16 protein-coding genes are annotated in these 17,357 nt (G+C 38.1%); 10 read left to right on the forward strand and 6 right to left on the reverse strand.

What is annotated here, in order from left to right; genetic code table 11:
* Window positions 1-98: 98 nt before the first annotated feature.
* The gene (locus tag IQ282_RS00435; RefSeq protein ID WP_194849975.1) at window positions 99-1,118 is read left to right on the forward strand and encodes a YncE family protein; all 1,020 of its coding nucleotides are present in this window, start codon (window positions 99-101) and stop codon (window positions 1,116-1,118) included.
* A gap of 639 nt (window positions 1,119-1,757) precedes the next feature.
* A complete protein-coding gene (locus tag IQ282_RS00440) occupies window positions 1,758-2,777 on the forward strand; it encodes a hypothetical protein (protein WP_194849976.1) in 1,020 nt (339 codons plus the stop codon).
* A gap of 157 nt (window positions 2,778-2,934) precedes the next feature.
* Here the strand turns inward: IQ282_RS00440 and IQ282_RS00445 are convergent, their stop codons facing one another.
* The gene (locus tag IQ282_RS00445) at window positions 2,935-3,210 is read right to left on the reverse strand and encodes a hypothetical protein (protein ID WP_317174160.1); all 276 of its coding nucleotides are present in this window, start codon (window positions 3,208-3,210) and stop codon (window positions 2,935-2,937) included.
* Window positions 3,211-3,248: 38 nt separating this feature from the next.
* Here IQ282_RS00445 and IQ282_RS00450 point away from each other — a divergent pair, with 38 nt between their 5' ends.
* The 3 genes from IQ282_RS00450 to IQ282_RS00460 are packed head-to-tail and all read left to right on the forward strand — an operon-like array spanning window position 3,249 to window position 5,649.
* On the forward strand, window positions 3,249-3,641 hold the full coding sequence (locus tag IQ282_RS00450) for a pyrophosphohydrolase domain-containing protein (RefSeq protein WP_194849977.1): 393 nt from the start codon (window positions 3,249-3,251) through the stop codon (window positions 3,639-3,641).
* Complete coding sequence (locus IQ282_RS00455) at window positions 3,642-4,145, forward strand: PH domain-containing protein (RefSeq protein ID WP_194849978.1); 504 nt, start codon at window positions 3,642-3,644, stop codon at window positions 4,143-4,145. It abuts the gene before it with no gap.
* Complete coding sequence (locus IQ282_RS00460; protein WP_194849979.1) at window positions 4,138-5,649, forward strand: PH domain-containing protein; 1,512 nt, start codon at window positions 4,138-4,140, stop codon at window positions 5,647-5,649. The genes IQ282_RS00455 and IQ282_RS00460 overlap by 8 nt, the downstream gene beginning before the upstream one ends.
* A gap of 36 nt (window positions 5,650-5,685) precedes the next feature.
* Here the strand turns inward: IQ282_RS00460 and IQ282_RS00465 are convergent, their stop codons facing one another.
* A complete protein-coding gene (locus IQ282_RS00465; RefSeq protein WP_194849980.1) occupies window positions 5,686-6,123 on the reverse strand; it encodes a hypothetical protein in 438 nt (145 codons plus the stop codon).
* Window positions 6,124-6,180: 57 nt separating this feature from the next.
* Here IQ282_RS00465 and panB point away from each other — a divergent pair, with 57 nt between their 5' ends.
* Window positions 6,181-6,999 (forward strand): 3-methyl-2-oxobutanoate hydroxymethyltransferase, encoded by an 819-nt coding sequence (gene panB / locus IQ282_RS00470; protein ID WP_194849981.1) that lies wholly within the window; start codon window positions 6,181-6,183, stop codon window positions 6,997-6,999.
* 282 nt (window positions 7,000-7,281) lie between these two features.
* Complete coding sequence (locus IQ282_RS00475; RefSeq protein WP_194849982.1) at window positions 7,282-7,692, forward strand: tellurite resistance TerB family protein; 411 nt, start codon at window positions 7,282-7,284, stop codon at window positions 7,690-7,692.
* A gap of 278 nt (window positions 7,693-7,970) precedes the next feature.
* Here IQ282_RS00475 and IQ282_RS00480 read toward each other — a convergent pair whose 3' ends face one another.
* From IQ282_RS00480 to IQ282_RS00490, 3 genes are all read right to left on the reverse strand, one after another.
* Window positions 7,971-9,230 carry a hypothetical protein gene (locus tag IQ282_RS00480; RefSeq protein ID WP_194849983.1) on the reverse strand — a complete coding sequence of 420 codons (1,260 nt, stop codon included), beginning with the start codon at window positions 9,228-9,230 and terminating at the stop codon, window positions 7,971-7,973.
* Between the two features lie 405 nt (window positions 9,231-9,635).
* A complete protein-coding gene (gene uvrB / locus IQ282_RS00485; protein ID WP_194849984.1) occupies window positions 9,636-11,636 on the reverse strand; it encodes an excinuclease ABC subunit UvrB in 2,001 nt (666 codons plus the stop codon).
* A 101-nt stretch (window positions 11,637-11,737) separates the two neighbouring features.
* On the reverse strand, window positions 11,738-12,799 hold the full coding sequence (locus IQ282_RS00490) for a branched-chain amino acid aminotransferase (RefSeq protein WP_194849985.1): 1,062 nt from the start codon (window positions 12,797-12,799) through the stop codon (window positions 11,738-11,740).
* A gap of 86 nt (window positions 12,800-12,885) precedes the next feature.
* Between IQ282_RS00490 and IQ282_RS00495 the strand changes: the two genes are divergently transcribed.
* The 3 genes from IQ282_RS00495 to IQ282_RS00505 all read left to right on the forward strand — a co-directional run bounded on the left by IQ282_RS00495 (window position 12,886) and on the right by IQ282_RS00505 (window position 16,416).
* Window positions 12,886-13,443 (forward strand): DUF4920 domain-containing protein, encoded by a 558-nt coding sequence (locus tag IQ282_RS00495; RefSeq protein WP_194849986.1) that lies wholly within the window; start codon window positions 12,886-12,888, stop codon window positions 13,441-13,443.
* Entirely contained in the window at window positions 13,444-14,115 is a 672-nt protein-coding gene (mnmD, locus tag IQ282_RS00500; RefSeq protein WP_194849987.1) for a tRNA (5-methylaminomethyl-2-thiouridine)(34)-methyltransferase MnmD, read from the forward strand. It abuts the gene before it with no gap.
* Window positions 14,116-14,952: 837 nt separating this feature from the next.
* Complete coding sequence (locus IQ282_RS00505; protein WP_194849988.1) at window positions 14,953-16,416, forward strand: aminoacyl-histidine dipeptidase; 1,464 nt, start codon at window positions 14,953-14,955, stop codon at window positions 16,414-16,416.
* Window positions 16,417-16,592: 176 nt separating this feature from the next.
* On the opposite strand, the gene IQ282_RS00510 is transcribed toward IQ282_RS00505, so the two are convergent.
* Window positions 16,593-16,970 carry an endonuclease domain-containing protein gene (locus IQ282_RS00510; RefSeq protein ID WP_194849989.1) on the reverse strand — a complete coding sequence of 126 codons (378 nt, stop codon included), beginning with the start codon at window positions 16,968-16,970 and terminating at the stop codon, window positions 16,593-16,595.
* Window positions 16,971-17,357 lie beyond the last annotated feature (387 nt).

Genomic DNA, 17,357 nt, shown 5'->3' on the forward strand with positions numbered 1-17,357 from the left:
CTACTATTTTACACTTAATCGGATTTATAGGTATTGTTAACCGATTAATGTTTTGCATATTTGGATATCGAAAGAAGCAATCTTTTAAACCTCTACATATGAAAAATTTTACACTACCTGCCGCTTTACTTTTTAGCATGGCTGTCCTTGTGTCCTGTTCTACAGACTCTGAAGGAATCGACGACACGAGTAATCCTACCATTGGACCTAAAGTTACCCTGTTTACTGGAAGCAATACTTCTGGAAAGATAAATATGTACGACATGTCTGACATGCGCAATGTAACTAACAAATCATTTCAATCTACTAGTAGAGACAGCGGTGGTCTTAGGTTTGATCCTATTCAGGGCAATCTGGTAGAAGCATCCAGATCTGAGAACAACGTGTTAGTTTTTGAAAATATCAACAACAGTCTTGATGGATCTTCACTTGCTCCCACTTTAAGGTCTGATGTACAGGTGGAAAATCCTAGAGATATCATCATTGCAGGAAATAAAATTATCGTTTCCTCTGATGCCGCTGGTCCTAGAGATAGTAACAAGTTTTACGTTTATGATTCTAATGGTGATTCCGTTAAACTTGTAAAAGTATTTGAGACTGGATTCCAGCACTGGGGGATCTTCCTTGCAGGAAACACACTGTATGCTGCTATGGATAACAGTGGATCGATCGCTGTATACAACAATTTCTTAAGTAATGATTCTGGAGTGCTTACCGCAAATGATGTATTTCTAATTGAGGGAGCAAAATCTTTAAGAGGAATAACTTATGATGATATTGAAGATACTCTTTTCCTTGCGGATGTAGGTAACCCACTAGATGATAGTGATGGTGCAATTCACACTATCAAGAACTTCTCTGTAAAATATAGCGGCATGTCTTCTTATGGTACGATAGAAGCACAAGACATTAAAACAGTTCAAGGGTCAAAAAGTATGTTAGGAAACCCTATCGACTTGCAATACGATCACATAGGTAAAGTACTATACGCAGCAGAGCGCAGCACTAACGGCGGTATGGCCTTAGCATTTGACAATTCTGATGAAGGTGGCGATGTATCTCCTATGATGCAGAAAGCTGTTTCTGGAATCTCAAGCATTCATTTAAACGTAGAGTAATTATCTAAACACATTTAAAGTACAATTTGTAGAGTAGATTGTAGAAAAGGAGAGGCTGAGAGATCAGTCTCTTTTTTATTTTCATTTTTTAAATCATGGCTTATAGTATCTAAAGTTGGTATGTAGTACCTGTTTACTTGTCCATAATGCTGCAGGTAATTCGGTTTTTAAATTCTTCACGAGATATTGAATGTTGAGTTTATTAAATGTTTGCTGCTATTAATCACTTGATAATCATAAATCAAGCTGCGATAGATAGGTAAAGCACAGACTTTATTATCCTTCATGAATACATACGATCCACTAATTGATTGAGAGCTTTGAAATAATTAGGATTACTTAATAACTCGATTAACCATGATTTAAACCGATTTAAAGCAATTGAAATTGTAAAACAACTTCCATTAAAACATAAACAACTTAAAACACCGCCAAAACACACGATTAATCGTTTAAAAACGCATTAATAAATCATTAACATATTTTATAAACCATTGAAAAATAGTTTTTTAGGTAATTGAAGTGCTCTTAATCGATACTATCGATTTTTAAACGGGTGAAATCATACGATATTTGGATCATCGAACAGTTTTGAACTGTTTTTTAATTCTAACAATCTCTACTCTAAACTACTCTACAATGAAAAACTTTACCCTACCCGCGATTTTACTATTTGGCGCTGCCTCATTAGTTTCCTGTTCTACAGATTCTGAAAGTATCGATGCTACAAATGTCCCATTAAGCCTTTCCAAATCCACTTTATTTACTGGAAGTAACACTTCTGGGAAAATCAACATGTTTGATACGTCTAACATGAACAAAGTCACAAATAAATCTTTCCAATCTTCCAGTATCGATAGCGACGGTATTCATTATGATCCTATCAACGACTGTTTATTTGAGGCATCCAGATCAGAAAACAATGTTCTCGTTTTTGAAAACTTAAACAAAACAGCAAATGGATCTGCACTTGCTCCCACCCTTAGATCAGACGTTCAAATAGAAAATCCTAGAGATATAGTTGTTTCTGGCAATCGTATTGTTGTCTCCTCTGATGCAAAAAATCCTGGAGATAGCAATAAGTTCTTTGTTTATGAATCTACTGCTAATTCTGTGAGACTTGTAAATATTTATGAAACTGGAAATCAGCACTGGGGAATTTTTCTTCAAGGAAATACCTTATATGCTGCTATTGATAACAGTGGTAGAATTGCAGTTTACAACGACTTCTTCTCTAACGCTAGCGGTGTGCTTAACGCAGATGATATGTTACTTATAGAAGGAGCAAAATCATTGCGCGGTGTTACATATGACGCTGTTGAGGATAGATTATTCCTTGCAGATGTTGTGAACCCTTTAGATGATAGTGACGGAGCAATTCATACCATTGATAACTTCTCTGTGATTTACAGCGGGATGGAACCTTATGGAGAGATCAAGTCCAACCATATTAAAACGGTATCTGGATCTGGTACAATGCTAGGAAACCCAGTTGACCTTGCCTATGACAATGTAAATAAAATATTATATGCTGCGGAGCGCAGTACGAATGGCGGTATGGCTCTTGCCTTCAATAACTTTTCAGATGGTGGTAATATGGCTCCTAAAATGCAACAGGCTGTTTCAGGAATCTCCAGTATTTATCTAAATGTAGAGTAATTGCGTAAACGTATTTAAAGTACAATTTGTAGAGTAGATTGTAGAAAAGGAGAGGCTGAGAGATCAGTCTCTTTTTTGTTGTTGGATAATTTTTAGCGATAACCGTTGTTAATGGCTGTTTCGCTTTCGCGAAAGCGAAATAGTATTCTAAATACAATTATAAGCCTAAGAAAATTTTAAAGTCGTAAAAGAGCGATGTTAATGTACCGTCTAAACCAAATTTAATTATCAAAAGCAATACGAAAAATGATAAAAACCCTACTAATATCCACGGCACACCTTTGTAATTTTTGCGGTGCAATTTCTTGTCCTTGATGTACATAAATGAAATTAGGATCACAAAAGCTACAAAGAAACAGACACCAAAAATAATCTGACCTTGAGAGAACATAGGATCTTTTAATAACAGCAAGGGCAGCGACATAGTGGTCATTTTTTTGTAAAATTACAATACAAATGCTGAATATACCCATGAAGAAGAATATCAAAGCCGTACAAACATTTCACGAAGCATTCAAATTGAATGTTCAAGAGCGTCCAACCATTAATATATCACTGGAGCGCAAGCTGTTGAGGTATGAATTGATGCGGGAAGAGAATGAAGAATATCTAGAAGCTGCAAAAAGCGACGATCTGGTAGAAGTAGCAGATGCACTGGGCGATATGTTGTATATTCTATGTGGGACAATTATAGAACATGGAATGCAAGATGTAATCGAGGATGTTTTTACTGAAATACAGCGATCTAATATGAGCAAACTAGGTGCAGATGGTGAGCCTATTTACCGGGAGGATGGAAAAGTACTCAAAGGGCCCAATTATTTCAAACCAGATTTTGGTAAGATTTTGAAAAATGCGCTGTAAATGACAAATGATCAGATTCACGCTATAGATTTACCTGCTGTAGAGCTTTCAGACTTTAAACGACACCCGAAGCGTTTCCTGAAGAAAAAGCTAATTGCAAAATTTCTCTTTTTCATCCCGCTTTTAATAGCTGTTATTGTGTTAGGCTTTATAATCGAGGAGTTTTGGATATTCTGGGCAGCACTGGGCTTGTGGGTTTTTCTCTTTGCGTTAGGATTGTTTATCTCTTATAAAGAGTATTTCGTGCGCGGTTATGTGTTGCGTGAATATGACATTACTTATAGACATGGATGGATGTTTCATCATGAAACCACCGTCCCATTCAACCGCATACAGCATACTGAAATCAAGGATGGGCCTATTGACCGGCTATTTACTCTTTGTGAATTAGAGATTTATACTGCTGGTGGGAGCGCTTCTGACTTAAACCTTTCTGGATTAGATCCAGAAGATGCTGCGAGACTCAAGGAATATATAGCAGGTAAGACCGTACTGCATGCTTGATCTTTCTACACCCACACGTCAGAGTAAAAAAAGTATTCTTCTTTACGTTTTTAAAAACGTGAAAGGACTGCTTTTGTTTTTTCTTTATGCCATTTTTGGGATAGGAGACTTGACTGATATACGCATTATGTTAGGCTTGACCGTTGCTTTTCTATTTATAGGAGTGATTGCCCCATTTCTAAAGTATTACTTTTTTACATTTCATGTTGAAGGCGAGGAGCTGATTATACAGCAAGGGGTTTTAAACAAAGAGCGCAAAGCGATCCCGTTAGAACGCATACAATCAGTCAACATCAATCAAAACTTGATGCAGCGCATTTTGCATTTAGTTTCGGTAGAAGTAGAAACGGCAGGAAGTAAAGCTAAAGAACTTGAAATTCCAGGACTGGATCTTGAATTTGCAGAATCTTTCAAGAATCTATTACATGATCAAGCGGCAAGTGTGGAAAATTCCATAGAAGATTCAACTGAATTTGCCGCAAGTCAGGTTGCCATGGATGAGGACAATGGTCGTGTAAATACCCATGAGCCTCTTTTATCACTTGGCATTAGCGATTTACTAAAGATAGCAATGACTCAGAACCATTTGCGCAGTGGGTTTTTAGCATTAGGTATTGTCGTGGGGTTTTGGTATAAAATTCAAGATCTTGTGGAGCGTTTCTACGGTGATGTATTTGAGAACTTTAAATGGGAAGATATACTCAGTTATGCCAGTTTGAGTTTGGTTATCGTCGCTATACTCATTTTCGTTTTTGTATCGTTGATTGTGAGTCTTGTAAGAACCATCAATAAATATTATGGCTTTGAATTGCGCAAATCCGGGAATTATCTAGAAGTACAAATGGGATTACTTAACAAAAAAGAAGTCAAAATCCCGATCAATAAAATTCAGATTCTTGAGTTTCATACAAATCCATTACGCAGGTTGCTGAATTACCATACAGCCAAAATATTCCAAGCACAATCAGACGGGTCAAAATCTACTAGCGTCGATATTCCCGCCTGCAGCCCTGCAATGATGAAGGAATTACAATACATTATTTATGATCATTCCCTCCAGGAATCGCACAGTTCATTGAACTCCATACCGTTGTCTCACGCACGACTTAATGCCTATATTTTATCGGTTCCTTTACTAGCTGCGGGAGCTGCATTCTTTTATTTTGAGATTTATATCCTTGCGGTTGTGTCGTTATTAATATTGGTTTGGACCACTTTTAATGCATATAAAGATGGTCAGAATACAAGCATTAAAACGGATAAGGAATTACTGTTGTTGCAGCATGGCTGGTTGTTTCACTGCATTATAATAACACCAGTTTTTAAGATGCAAGCGATAGAAAAATGGCGTAGTATATTTCTAGTACGCCGACAACAAATTCATTTTAAACTTCATACTGCAGCAGGTTCTCGTGGCTTGAGATATTTTAAAGAATCAGAAATCACAGCTTTAAAAAATCAGATTAACAATCAAGTGATTCTTTCTGAACGCAGCTGGATGTAATTAGTAAAATCGTGTATCTGTAATCTGGCTAATTTTTCACTGATCGTTGATGAGAATCATGGTAAAAACATTTGTACCCTTGTGGGATTTTTTTGCATTGTAGTAGAAATTATAGCTTGCGTGAACGCTAACTATATCAGTGCTCTCTAGAATTTTAATTTCTGTAATTTCTTCCTTGAAAGATGTTTCACTTGGGATTGTAGCGATGTTTTTCAAGAAATTGGAAACCTCAGTTTTTGAAGTGGATTTCTTGCCATTTTTGATGGAGTAAGAGATGAGGCTTGCTTGATCGATAAAGCGATTTCTCAATGATAAGGTATCTTGTGAATGAAAATCTTCAAAGAATTCTTCCACAGCTACACTAGCTGGATGTTGGTTGAGGTACACATTGTGGCTCGCGGTGGCAGATGTTGTTTGCGAGTTCGCTTTCGCGAAAGCGAGTACTCCTATAATAACAACCACATATTTCAACATAATCTTAGTGTTTTAGACCCGGTTAATATTACTATTTTTACAACTCAAAACGAAATTATGTCTACAGCCAAGAAAGAATATAAACGCATCACGGTTAAATCGCTAACCGAAATGAAGGCGAATGGTGAGAAAATTAGCATGCTCACGGCTTATGATTACACAATGGCTAAAATTATCGACAGCGCTGGAATCGACGTAATTCTAGTGGGTGATAGCGCGAGTAATGTTATGGCGGGACATGAAACAACACTTCCTATCACTCTTGATCAAATGATTTATCATGCGAGTAGTGTGGTGCGAGGGACAGAACGAGCACTCGTTGTAGTGGATCTACCATTTGGAAGTTATCAGAGTGATCCTAAGGAGGCTTTGAGATCTGCTATACGTATCATGAAGGAAAGTGGAGGTCATACGATTAAACTAGAAGGTGGTAGCGAGGTAAAAGAATCAATTAAGCGCATTTTAAACGCAGGAATTCCAGTGATGGGACATTTAGGTTTAACACCGCAATCGATCTATAAATTCGGAACTTATTCGGTTAGAGCTAAAGAAGAAGATGAAGCAGAAAAACTTAAAAAAGATGCTCTTGATATGGAGCGTTGGGGTTGTTTTGCCATTGTATTAGAAAAAGTACCTGCGGCACTTGCCAAAGAGGTAGCGGATAGTCTTTCCATCCCAGTAATAGGAATAGGCGCTGGAGGTGGTGTAGATGGTCAGGTACTGGTTTCCCACGACATGTTCGGGATGACTTATGAATTTGAACCACGGTTTTTACGTCGCTATATGAACCTTTATGAAGATATGGGTAATGCCGTTACTCGTTATAATGACGATGTCAAGAGCAGCGATTTTCCTAATGATAGTGAGCAGTACTAATAGTATTTGTTGTAATTTAAAAAAAATCCCCTGTATAAAATCTACGATTTTATACAGGGGGTTTTTTTATGAGAACTAGAAAGTGAAGACAGCTTATCAGAATTCTGATTTTTCTGCGTCTAATTAAATTTTCACAATAATAAAATTGAAGGTTTACTACTACAACTCTAAGTTCATCGAATTAATTCTTACGGACTTCTAGGTAGATGGCTGTCATTTGAAGGGTCCTTTTTGCATAGGTTTTCATCTACATTTCTTAAATTTACGGAAAGAAATTCTATCATGACGTTTCACATAAGTAATAAAACAGAAGTTTTAAAGGAACTGATAGCGATGGCTTATGCTGATGGAAATTTATCCATGATAGAAATAGAGTATATCAAAGCGGTGGGAACTCGACTGAATTTTAAAGAAGGAGCGGTTAAGGAAATGCTAGAGCATCCCGATAATTCTCCTGCAAAGCCTGATAAACAATTCATGATGCGTATTGTTCATTTTTACCAATTGATGCTCATGATGCGCATTGATGGTGAAATCAATAATAAGGAACTCCAACTGCTACATGAAATCGCGTTGCGCTACGGGATCCGCAAAATTACCGTGAACACACTTTTAGAAATTATGGACGAATATCCTGATGGAGATATTCCTTCTCTAAAATTACTAGAAATACACAATCAGGCTAATAATTAAGACAGATAAAGCAGTAAGGAACCAATTAACTCGTGGTATCACTGCATTAACAAATCTCATCAAGACATTCCCTTATAATAATTTCTAGAAAATGATGATTCATCACATTAGGCAGGAATTTTAAAAAGTAGATTATTCAGAAAGTAAGTTTCAAGAATTTCAAATACGCATTGGAATCGTGCAGGAAATGAGCCGAAGAAGTCATACCCTAATTCTTTTATTGCTATTGAGGTTCTCCATTTCATTTCTTAGCGTTTAGATCATTGATGTCAAGTGACTCAGTTTTTCAAAACATTTATTATAAACCAATGCAAACCATCGCTTTGAATTGTTCTTGATCTTGCACCAGTTGATCCTGTGCTTAAAGTAAACACAGATGTAGGCGTAGAGGCTCCAGGGACTACAAAATCGTCTCCTAGTGATGTAACAACTATATTATCAGCGTTCATTCCTAAAGCTATTACATATATCTGTCCAAGGTTTGAACTTGAAGCTTTAGGAATATCAATATTTCCCGTTATCAATAAGGTATGGTCTGTCGTTAACGCAGTTCCTGAACTTATTGTTCTAATTGACTTTACAGAACTAACATCATTAAAGGTCTTCCATGAGGATTTACCAGTTCCATTTGAAGTTAAAACCTGATCGGCATCTCCGCGATTTAACGGAAAATCATATCCCATTGTTCTTGCTACATCTCCCACGCCTAAAACACCATTAAACAGCCCTGCATAAACTTTATCTACGGTTGTTCCATTCGCTTCACTGTAAACTCCATAAATAGGACCAGAACTGGATGCCGTCCCAATTACAGACTTGATCCCATAATTTTCTATTCCAGTTGCTGTGCCTATGACATTACCTACATTGTTAAATATCCCAATCACGGATCCACTTGAGGCCACTCCATTGTCTTTCACGTTATTTTCTATTCCAATGTGATCTCCTGATCCTGCAGCGGAAACATCCGTACGTATACCGACTTTGTTATTGCTGGAAGCTGTTTCATTTTCAGTGAATATAGAATAACTAGCAACATTAGCACGGCTTTTATTTGCGTTGATAATCTTCATGCCAATCCTAGGCAATCCCGTTGCAGGTTCTGAGTTTAGAATTTCGATATTGAATCTTCCAGATCGAAGCGAACTCCCTACGCTTATATTACCTGATCTCTGAATATCCCCAGTAGTCGTTGTGGCAAAATCTGTAGTTCCATTATCATAAAAAGCTCCAGAAGCGACAGCCGCATCCAGTTGAATATATTGAGTTCCATCAAAAACGTAAATGCCTCTTTCTATTGGATTGCTGGAATCTAGGTATAGTAGTAATCCCGCTTGTTCCGATTTTGGAAAAGCATCATCACCACTCATGGGTAAAGCAATAACTTTTGGAATAATAATACCATTGTAGTTATCAATTCCAGGATTAGGATTTGATACTATTTCTAAATCAGACTTGGGTTCTGCGGTTCTGATTCCTACTTGAGCAGTGGTAATAGCAGATAATAGAACGAAACTAAGAAGTAAAATTGATTTCATTCCTATGGTTTAAGTGAATCGTGAGTAGCACGAATGTAACCATATTCATTTCAGGGAATTATGTCAACGTATGATAATTATCAGTAAATCAGTTGGTTGCCGTTAAAATCTGCGGCTTGGCTCAAATACACGTTGTATGTGATAGATACTCGTTTATAAGCTAAAGATTATTACAGATCAGCAATTCGTCATTAGATCAATATGGATTAAAAGCTCAAAAAATAATAGAAATTTAAATAACTAGTTGGTTACGAACATGAAATCATTCGAGGTGTTTTTGAAACGAAGTTGATGGAAAGCATTTTTAAACCAATGTTTCACTTCAAGAATACCATTTAAATACCTATATCAAAAAGCCTTTAATAAATTGATAGAACTTTAAAGCAGACTAATGATTGAAAATAATTATTCCTCCTTGACTTTTTCTTGCAACATTTTGATTTGATCTCTCAATCGGGCGGCTTCCATAAAGTCCAATTCTTTTGCAGCGGCTTCCATTCTCTTACGAGTATCTCGCACTTTTTGCTCCAATTGATCTTTAGACATATAGGTAGCTTCTTCCTCTGCAGCTTCTAGGTTTAGCGTCTCTTCAATGGCATAAACCGCTTTCATTTTGCCGCTCAATGCACTATCAAGACTCTTTTTGATCGCGGTGGGTGTAAGTCCATGAAGTGTATTGTATTCTATTTGTTTAGAACGACGATAGTCGGTTTCATCCATCGTACTTTGCATGCTTTTAGTAATTTTATCAGCATATAAAATAGCACGTCCATTGACATTTCGAGCCGCACGACCTATCGTTTGAGTCAACGATCTGTTGTTTCTTAAAAACCCTTCTTTATCGGCGTCCAGAATTGCTACCAGGGAAACTTCTGGAAGATCGAGTCCCTCGCGCAAGAGGTTGACTCCTATGAGTACATCAAAAACTCCTTTACGCAAGTCTGACATAATTTCAACGCGTTCCAGCGTGTCCACATCACTATGAATATACCTACAGCGGACGTTGATACGGGAAAGGTATTTCGTTAGTTCCTCTGCCATACGTTTTGTTAGCGTTGTTACTAGAACTCTTTCATCCCGCTCTTCACGCAAGCGGATTTCTTCCACGAGATCATCAATTTGGTTTTGGCTGGGACGTACTTCAATAATAGGATCTAATAGTCCCGTTGGACGTATGATTTGTTCTACAACAACACCTTCACTTTTCTCTAGTTCATAATCCGCCGGTGTTGCACTTACATAAATGACTTGGTTTTGCAGTGCCTCAAATTCTTCAAATTTTAAGGGTCTATTGTCCATTGCTGCTGGCAAACGAAAACCATAATCTACGAGATTTACTTTGCGTGATCTATCACCACCGTACATGGCGCCCACTTGGGGTACGCTCACGTGACTTTCATCAATAACCATAAGGAAATCATCAGGAAAGTAATCCAGCAAACAGAATGGTCTCGTACCTGGCATTCTTCCATCCAGATACCTGCTGTAATTCTCAATACCAGAACAATATCCTAATTCCCGAATCATTTCTAGGTCAAATTCTGTGCGCTCCTGCAGTCGTTTTGCCTCAAGTGGTTTCCCTATTTCTTTGAAATAATCGATCTGTTTTACCAGGTCTTCTTGGATCGCATGAATTGCTCCTTGAAGCTTATCTGGTGAGGTCACAAACATGTTTGCAGGATAGATGGTAATGGTTTTATACTTTTCAATCACGCGACCGTCCTCTGGATTGAATCGTTCAATTTCTTCTATTTCATCGCCGAAAAAGTGTATTCTAAATGCAGTATCTGCATAGCTGGGAAATACGTCAAGAGTATCACCTTTAATGCGGAAATTCCCACGGTTAAATTCTGCTGTGGTTCTGGAATATAGGCTTTGTACTAATTTTTTCAGTAATTCAGTTCTTGCGATGACTTCGTCCTGATTGAGTCGTATAACATTCTTTTGAAACTCTACGGGATTCCCGATACCATACAAACAAGAAACTGACGCCACTACAATAATATCACGACGACCAGAAAGTAGGGAAGAGGTGGTAGAAAGACGCATCTTTTCAATTTCCTCGTTAATGGAAAGATCTTTTTCAATGTAAGTTCCACTAGTCGGTATAAAAGCTTCCGGCTGATAATAATCATAGTAGGAAACAAAATATTCCACGGCATTTTCTGGAAAAAATGACTTGAATTCTGAGTAAAGCTGTGCGGCCAGTGTTTTATTGTGGCACAATACTAGTGTGGGCTTTTGAACATCTTCCACCACATTTGCAACGGTAAACGTTTTACCACTTCCTGTAACTCCCAGCAGTGTTTGATAACGCTCTTTTGCTTTTATTCCTTCAACAAGTTTTTTAATCGCTTTCGGCTGGTCGCCCGTAGGAGAAAATTCTGATTCAATCTTGAAATCCATAAGATGTAAAAATAGATCGTTTGGTATTTCGCTTTCGCGAAAGCGTCGTTAAATTAAATATGGTGCATAAAAAAAGCCTCTGTAATAGAGGCTTCATTCATTTATATTTTAACGCGCCATCCGTGTTTGTCTTCTACACGATTGTATTGAATGTCGTTGAGTTCTTTTTTAAACCTTAAAGCATAACTATCGTCAATTTTAGGAAGCTCATGAACAAACTCTAAGTGTTTGTAACCCTGGATGGGAACTACTACAGCTGCAGTACCACTACCGAAAATTTCTTTTAGGGTGCCTTTTCTAGCAGCATCATTAACCTCATCTATGCTTATTCGTTTTTCTTCTACGTCTATATTGAGATCCTTTGCAATCTGGATAATGCTGCGTCTTGTAACACCATTCAAAATACGATCATTATGAGGAGCTGTAAACAATTTATCACCTATGCGAACGAATATATTCATCGTTCCTGCCTCTTCTAAATATTCATGAGTTGCTGCGTCAGTCCATATAATTTGCTGGAAGCCTTCTTCCATAGCGAGATTGTTAGGGTAGAAACTGGCTGCATAATTACCGGCCGCTTTTGCATAACCTACTCCACCGTTTGCCGCTCTAGAAAAACTAGTGGCAATCACAACACGCACCTCACCACGATAATAAGCTCTGGCAGGTGACATGATCACCATAAACTTATATTCTGTAGAAGGAGCAGCAGCGACACCGTTCTCACTTGCGATCATAAATGGTCTCAAATAAAGAGAAAGGCCATCACCTTTACGAACCCAATCCTTATCAATTTCTACTAATTTTTTAAGGCCTGCAATAAAAACATCTTCAGGAAGCTCTGGCATAGCAAGGCGCTTTGCACTTTCATTAAAACGCTTCCAGTTATCTTCAGGACGGAAAAGAAATACATCCTCATTTTCATCCTTAAAAGCTTTCATTCCTTCAAAAATTGCCTGACCGTAGTGAAAAACCTTACAGCTAGGCTCTACCTGGATAGGACCGTATGGCTTGATATTTACATCATGCCACTTACCATCGCGCCAGGTACATTCTAGCATATGGTCTGTATATGTTTTACCAAAAGTTAGATTCTCAAAATCTGTGGAATCAACTTTAGATTTACGAACTTTGTCTACAACAATTTGATGTGTCTGAGTCATTACAATTTATGGTTTTTGCAAAGATAGGAGTTCTGCAACCATATCAAACATTATCAAATTCCTAATTATTAACCAAAAACTTAAAGATGAAACATTTATTTGCTGTTATTTTAATGACATTATCATTGATAAGCTGTCGCAATACTACGGATACGGACGAAACACCGGCGTTGAATGAAGAACAACTGGAAGAAGTAGCTTATTTATCCTATGGAAATGATATAAAAGCCGAAAAAGCGATCAGTTCAGAAGAGCTTGCGGAATTGTATGCAAACCTGAAACCTAACGATACTCTTAATGTCAAAGTAAAATCTTCCATCAACGAGGTTTGTACCAACAAAGGCTGCTGGATCAAAATTCCTGCTGGAAGTGAATCGGCTAGAGTTACTTTCAAAGATTACGGGTTTTTCCTTCCTAAAAATAGCCAAGGAAAAGAAGTGGTTTTAGAAGGAAGAGCTTTTAAAAGTGTTACCAGTATTGAAGATTTGAAACATTTTGCCATGGATGGCGGTAAGAGCAAAGAAGAAATTGATGGCATTACTAAAGAAGAAGTCACTTTGAGTTTTGAAGCTACGGGAGCATTAGTAGAGTCTTTCGAAAATCCAGATGTTTTTGAAGTAGCACCAGCTAAAACCTCAGAGTAGTTGAAGCGGGAAATCATGACAACAAGCGATGGTTCTAAAACCATTCACATTGCTGATCTCAACGAACAATATCATTCTAAACATGGCGCGCTTCAAGAAGCGCGTCATGTGTTTATAAAAACGGGACTGGACTATTATTTGAAGGAAATCAACCCATCAATAACGCGTCTGCGCATTTTAGAATACGGATTTGGAACTGGGTTGAATGCATTACTCACCAGTTTATATGAAGAATCGCTACCGATAGAATATACAGGAACCGAGGCTTTTCCTATTACTAGGGAAGAAGTTGAAGCTATGGATTATGGTGCCATGCTTGATGCAGATGATATTTATCAAAAGATGCATGATGCACCTTGGGAAACCAAAACCAGTATCACAGACAGTTTTCAGCTTACAAAAAACCAACTTAAGTTCGAGGATTTGGAATATGAATCGGTATTTGATTTGATATATTTTGACGCTTTCGGACCACGCACGCAGCCAGAACTCTGGACGCTAGATATATTTGAGTCTGCTTATAAAGCTCTCGACACTAACGGAGTACTTGTTACCTATTGTGCTGCTGGTCAAGTGCGCCGGAATCTAATTGCTGCAGGTTTTACAGTAGAGCGATTACCGGGACCACCAGGAAAACGGGAGATGTTGAGGGGAAGGAAAGGTATCGCTTAAAGATCTAAAATCTCAAAACCCAAATCTCAAAACCCAAATCGGAAATCGGAAATACGAAATACGAAAATTGCCGATTATCATTTTGCTGTCGCAAAATTTGATTATTAATTGCTGATTTTTAAATTTTACCGCATACCGCATACCGCATACCGCATACCGCATACCGAAAATCAAAATCAAAACTGAAATCTAAAAAAGAGCCATTTCAGCATTCGTTATTCCTTGTTCGATATTCTGTGTTCAATTTGAATTATTATTTTTACTTCCAACTTCCAACTTCCGGCTTCCAGTTTCCAGTTTCCAGCCTCCAGTTTCCAGTCTCCAATTCATTACAGATTTTTAATTCCTTAACTGTTCTCGACTGCGCTCGAACTGACATTTGTCTCTATGTCCGAGTAATAAATAAAAATAAAGGTAAAATCAAATGACATTGATGTATGGATCAGCTTTTTAAATTTTACCGCATACCGCATACCGCATACCGCATACCGCATACCGCATACCGAAAGTCAAAATCAAAACTGAAATCTAAAAAAGAGCCATTTCAGCATTCGTCATTCCTTGATCGATATTCGGTGTTCAATTTGAATTATTATTTTTTCTTCCAACTTCCAACTTCCAACTTCCAACTTCCAGCCTCTAGTTTCCAATTCATTACAATTTTTTAACTCCTTAACTATTCTTTGCTAGGCCTAAATTGACATTCTTACTAAATACTAAATACTAAATACTAAATACTAAATACTAAATCTTCAACATGCGATATTCTTTTAATATAAGGTTCACGAGCAATCCTATTCTGTGGCCTAACTTTGGGTAAAATTAAAAACAACCTACATGAGCGATGCTGTAAGAAAATTAGAACCTAAATCTGTTTGGAATCATTTTGCCGACTTGAACGCTGTGCCCAGACCCTCTAAGAAAGAAGAGCGAGTGCGGCAATTTATGGTTGATTTTGGGGAGAAGCTTCAGTTGGAGGTTTTGCAGGACGCCATAGGTAATGTGATTATAAAAAAGCCGGCAACTGCAGGAATGGAAGATCGCAAAAGTGTTATTCTTCAATCGCACCTCGACATGGTCCATCAGAAAAATAACGATACCCATTTTGATTTTGATACCCAAGGTATTGAAATGCTGGTAGATGGAAATATTGTGAAGGCAAATGGTACCACTCTGGGAGCTGACAACGGTATGGGGGTCGCGGCGATTATGGCGTTGTTATCATCAGACTCTATCGCGCATCCAGCGATTGAAGCGCTTTTTACAATCGATGAAGAAACCGGAATGACAGGCGCAAAGGAGTTGGATAAAAGCATATTGACTTCCTCCATATTGTTGAACTTAGATACTGAGGAAGATGATGAGATCGACATAGGATGTGCTGGTGGGATCGATGTGACTGGTGAAAAAACGTACGAGACTGCAGATCCCGGATCTAATTTCTTGACTAAAAAAATCACGGTCAAAGGCCTGAAAGGTGGTCATAGCGGTATGGATATACACAAAGGGCTGGGAAATGCTAATAAAATGGCGACTCGACTTATGGATGCTATGCAGAATAATGGCACGATCCACTTGCAGGAATTTAACGGTGGAAGTTTGAGAAATGCTATTCCCAGAGAGGCGAGTGGGGTAGTCCGCTTTCGCGAAAGCGAACTCAAATCCGTGCACGATGCCTTTGATAGGTGTAAAACTGCTATTGAAAACGAGTACAAATCCATCGAGCCGAAACTTCATATTTCTATAGAAGATGCAACTGGTGAAAAAGTGCTGAGTGCCAACGATACCAAGCACCTGATCTATATGATGCTGGGGATTCCTAATGGTGTTTACCGCTGGAGCCCTGATTTTGAAGACTTAGTAGAGGCGAGTAATAATCTTGCTCGGGTGACTTTAAAAGATGGTGCATTTGAAGCTGCCTGTCTGACCAGATCATCTGTAGAAAGTGTAAAAGATGATTTGAAAGGAAGTGTAGGCGGCGTCATGGAACTTGCGGGAATGAACGTGTCGATGACGGGAGATTATCCAGGATGGGAGCCGAAACCAGACAGTGCCATTCTAAAAATAGCCAGCGCTAAATACACTGAATTGTTCTCAAAAGAACCCAGAGTCGTCGCCTGTCACGCAGGCCTTGAATGCGGAATCCTAGGCGAGCGCTATCCAGGAATGGACATGATTTCCTTTGGTCCGAATATACGAGGGCCACACAGTCCCGACGAACATGTCGAGATTGACTCAGTTCAGAAGTTTTGGAAATTGTTGCAGGAAATTTTAAAGGAGATTCCTGTGGAGAAAAAATAAAAGTAAAAATAAAATTAAGAAGCACTGGAACTCGTTATTGTTTCAGTGCTTTTTTTTTGTTTTTGAGAATGTGCTAATAACTCCTCGCCTTAGAAAAGGCGAGGACAGATTGGCTTCGCCTTTTGAGGCGATGCAATCAGGAGTGGTTGAAGGTGTAGCAAATCCAAGTCCTATTCTCAATCTTTAGTAATACTGCAATGACTTTTAATGTCTGCTATAACGTGTTGAAGTTCGGCGAAAATGTATTTGTTCTCATATCGTAAAATGGTAATTCCTAAACTTTGCAATTCTTTATCTCTTGCCTCGTCTTTTTCAAATTGATCTGGTTCGTTATGATAATCTCCATCCAATTCAATTCCTAACTTGAACTTAGCAGAATAGAAATCAAGTATAAAATTATTGATTGAATACTGTCTTCTGAACTTAATGGCATCTATTTGACCAGATTTAATATGGCTCCATAAATAGGCCTCAGCAGGTGTCAATTTTTTCCTTAATATCTTTCTGTTTTTTTCAAGGTATTTAATATTATGAATGTGGGGGCGGCGTTCCATGTTTTGAAGATAGGTGTTTTTTAGGTTTAGCGGATCTTCAACCTATCCGTCTTTGTCGCTCGCGCGCCAAATCCACCTTTCCCTTTTCTGGGAAAGGAGTTTTTTTTTGGGAATGTGCTGGTGACTCCTCGCCTTAGAAAAGGAGAGGACAGATTGGCTTCGCCTTTTGAGGCGACGCAATCAGGAGTGGTTGAAGGTGTTGCGGAGTTTGATTTAATCCTTGTTGTGAAATAAGACTTGGTGGAACTTCAACCTTTCCGTCTCACAAACGGCTGTTGCCGTTTGTGATCCACCTTTCCCTTTTCTGGGAAAGGAGTTTTTTTTTAGTTGGTACATAAAACAAAATTTCAATGCCAACAAAAGCATTCAAATTCAATTAAAATGCCG

Source organism: Nonlabens antarcticus, from assembly GCF_015356755.1.
Classification (GTDB): Bacteria; Bacteroidota; Bacteroidia; order Flavobacteriales; family Flavobacteriaceae; genus Nonlabens; species Nonlabens antarcticus.

What these genes read in the sequence shown, in the direction of transcription:
- IQ282_RS00435 (WP_194849975.1), top strand. Translation starts at nt 99, where the DNA reads ATGAAAAATTTTACACTACCTGCCGCTTTACTTTTTAGCATGGCTGTC.
- IQ282_RS00440 (WP_194849976.1), top strand. Translation starts at nt 1,758, where the DNA reads ATGAAAAACTTTACCCTACCCGCGATTTTACTATTTGGCGCTGCCTCA.
- IQ282_RS00445 (WP_317174160.1), bottom strand. Translation starts at nt 3,210, where the DNA reads ATGACCACTATGTCGCTGCCCTTGCTGTTATTAAAAGATCCTATGTTC.
- IQ282_RS00450 (WP_194849977.1), top strand. Translation starts at nt 3,249, where the DNA reads ATGAAGAAGAATATCAAAGCCGTACAAACATTTCACGAAGCATTCAAA.
- IQ282_RS00455 (WP_194849978.1), top strand. Translation starts at nt 3,642, where the DNA reads ATGACAAATGATCAGATTCACGCTATAGATTTACCTGCTGTAGAGCTT.
- IQ282_RS00460 (WP_194849979.1), top strand. Translation starts at nt 4,138, where the DNA reads ATGCTTGATCTTTCTACACCCACACGTCAGAGTAAAAAAAGTATTCTT.
- IQ282_RS00465 (WP_194849980.1), bottom strand. Translation starts at nt 6,123, where the DNA reads ATGTTGAAATATGTGGTTGTTATTATAGGAGTACTCGCTTTCGCGAAA.
- panB (WP_194849981.1), top strand. Translation starts at nt 6,181, where the DNA reads ATGTCTACAGCCAAGAAAGAATATAAACGCATCACGGTTAAATCGCTA.
- IQ282_RS00475 (WP_194849982.1), top strand. Translation starts at nt 7,282, where the DNA reads ATGACGTTTCACATAAGTAATAAAACAGAAGTTTTAAAGGAACTGATA.
- IQ282_RS00480 (WP_194849983.1), bottom strand. Translation starts at nt 9,230, where the DNA reads ATGAAATCAATTTTACTTCTTAGTTTCGTTCTATTATCTGCTATTACC.
- uvrB (WP_194849984.1), bottom strand. Translation starts at nt 11,636, where the DNA reads ATGGATTTCAAGATTGAATCAGAATTTTCTCCTACGGGCGACCAGCCG.
- IQ282_RS00490 (WP_194849985.1), bottom strand. Translation starts at nt 12,799, where the DNA reads ATGACTCAGACACATCAAATTGTTGTAGACAAAGTTCGTAAATCTAAA.
- IQ282_RS00495 (WP_194849986.1), top strand. Translation starts at nt 12,886, where the DNA reads ATGAAACATTTATTTGCTGTTATTTTAATGACATTATCATTGATAAGC.
- IQ282_RS00505 (WP_194849988.1), top strand. Translation starts at nt 14,953, where the DNA reads ATGAGCGATGCTGTAAGAAAATTAGAACCTAAATCTGTTTGGAATCAT.
- IQ282_RS00510 (WP_194849989.1), bottom strand. Translation starts at nt 16,970, where the DNA reads ATGGAACGCCGCCCCCACATTCATAATATTAAATACCTTGAAAAAAAC.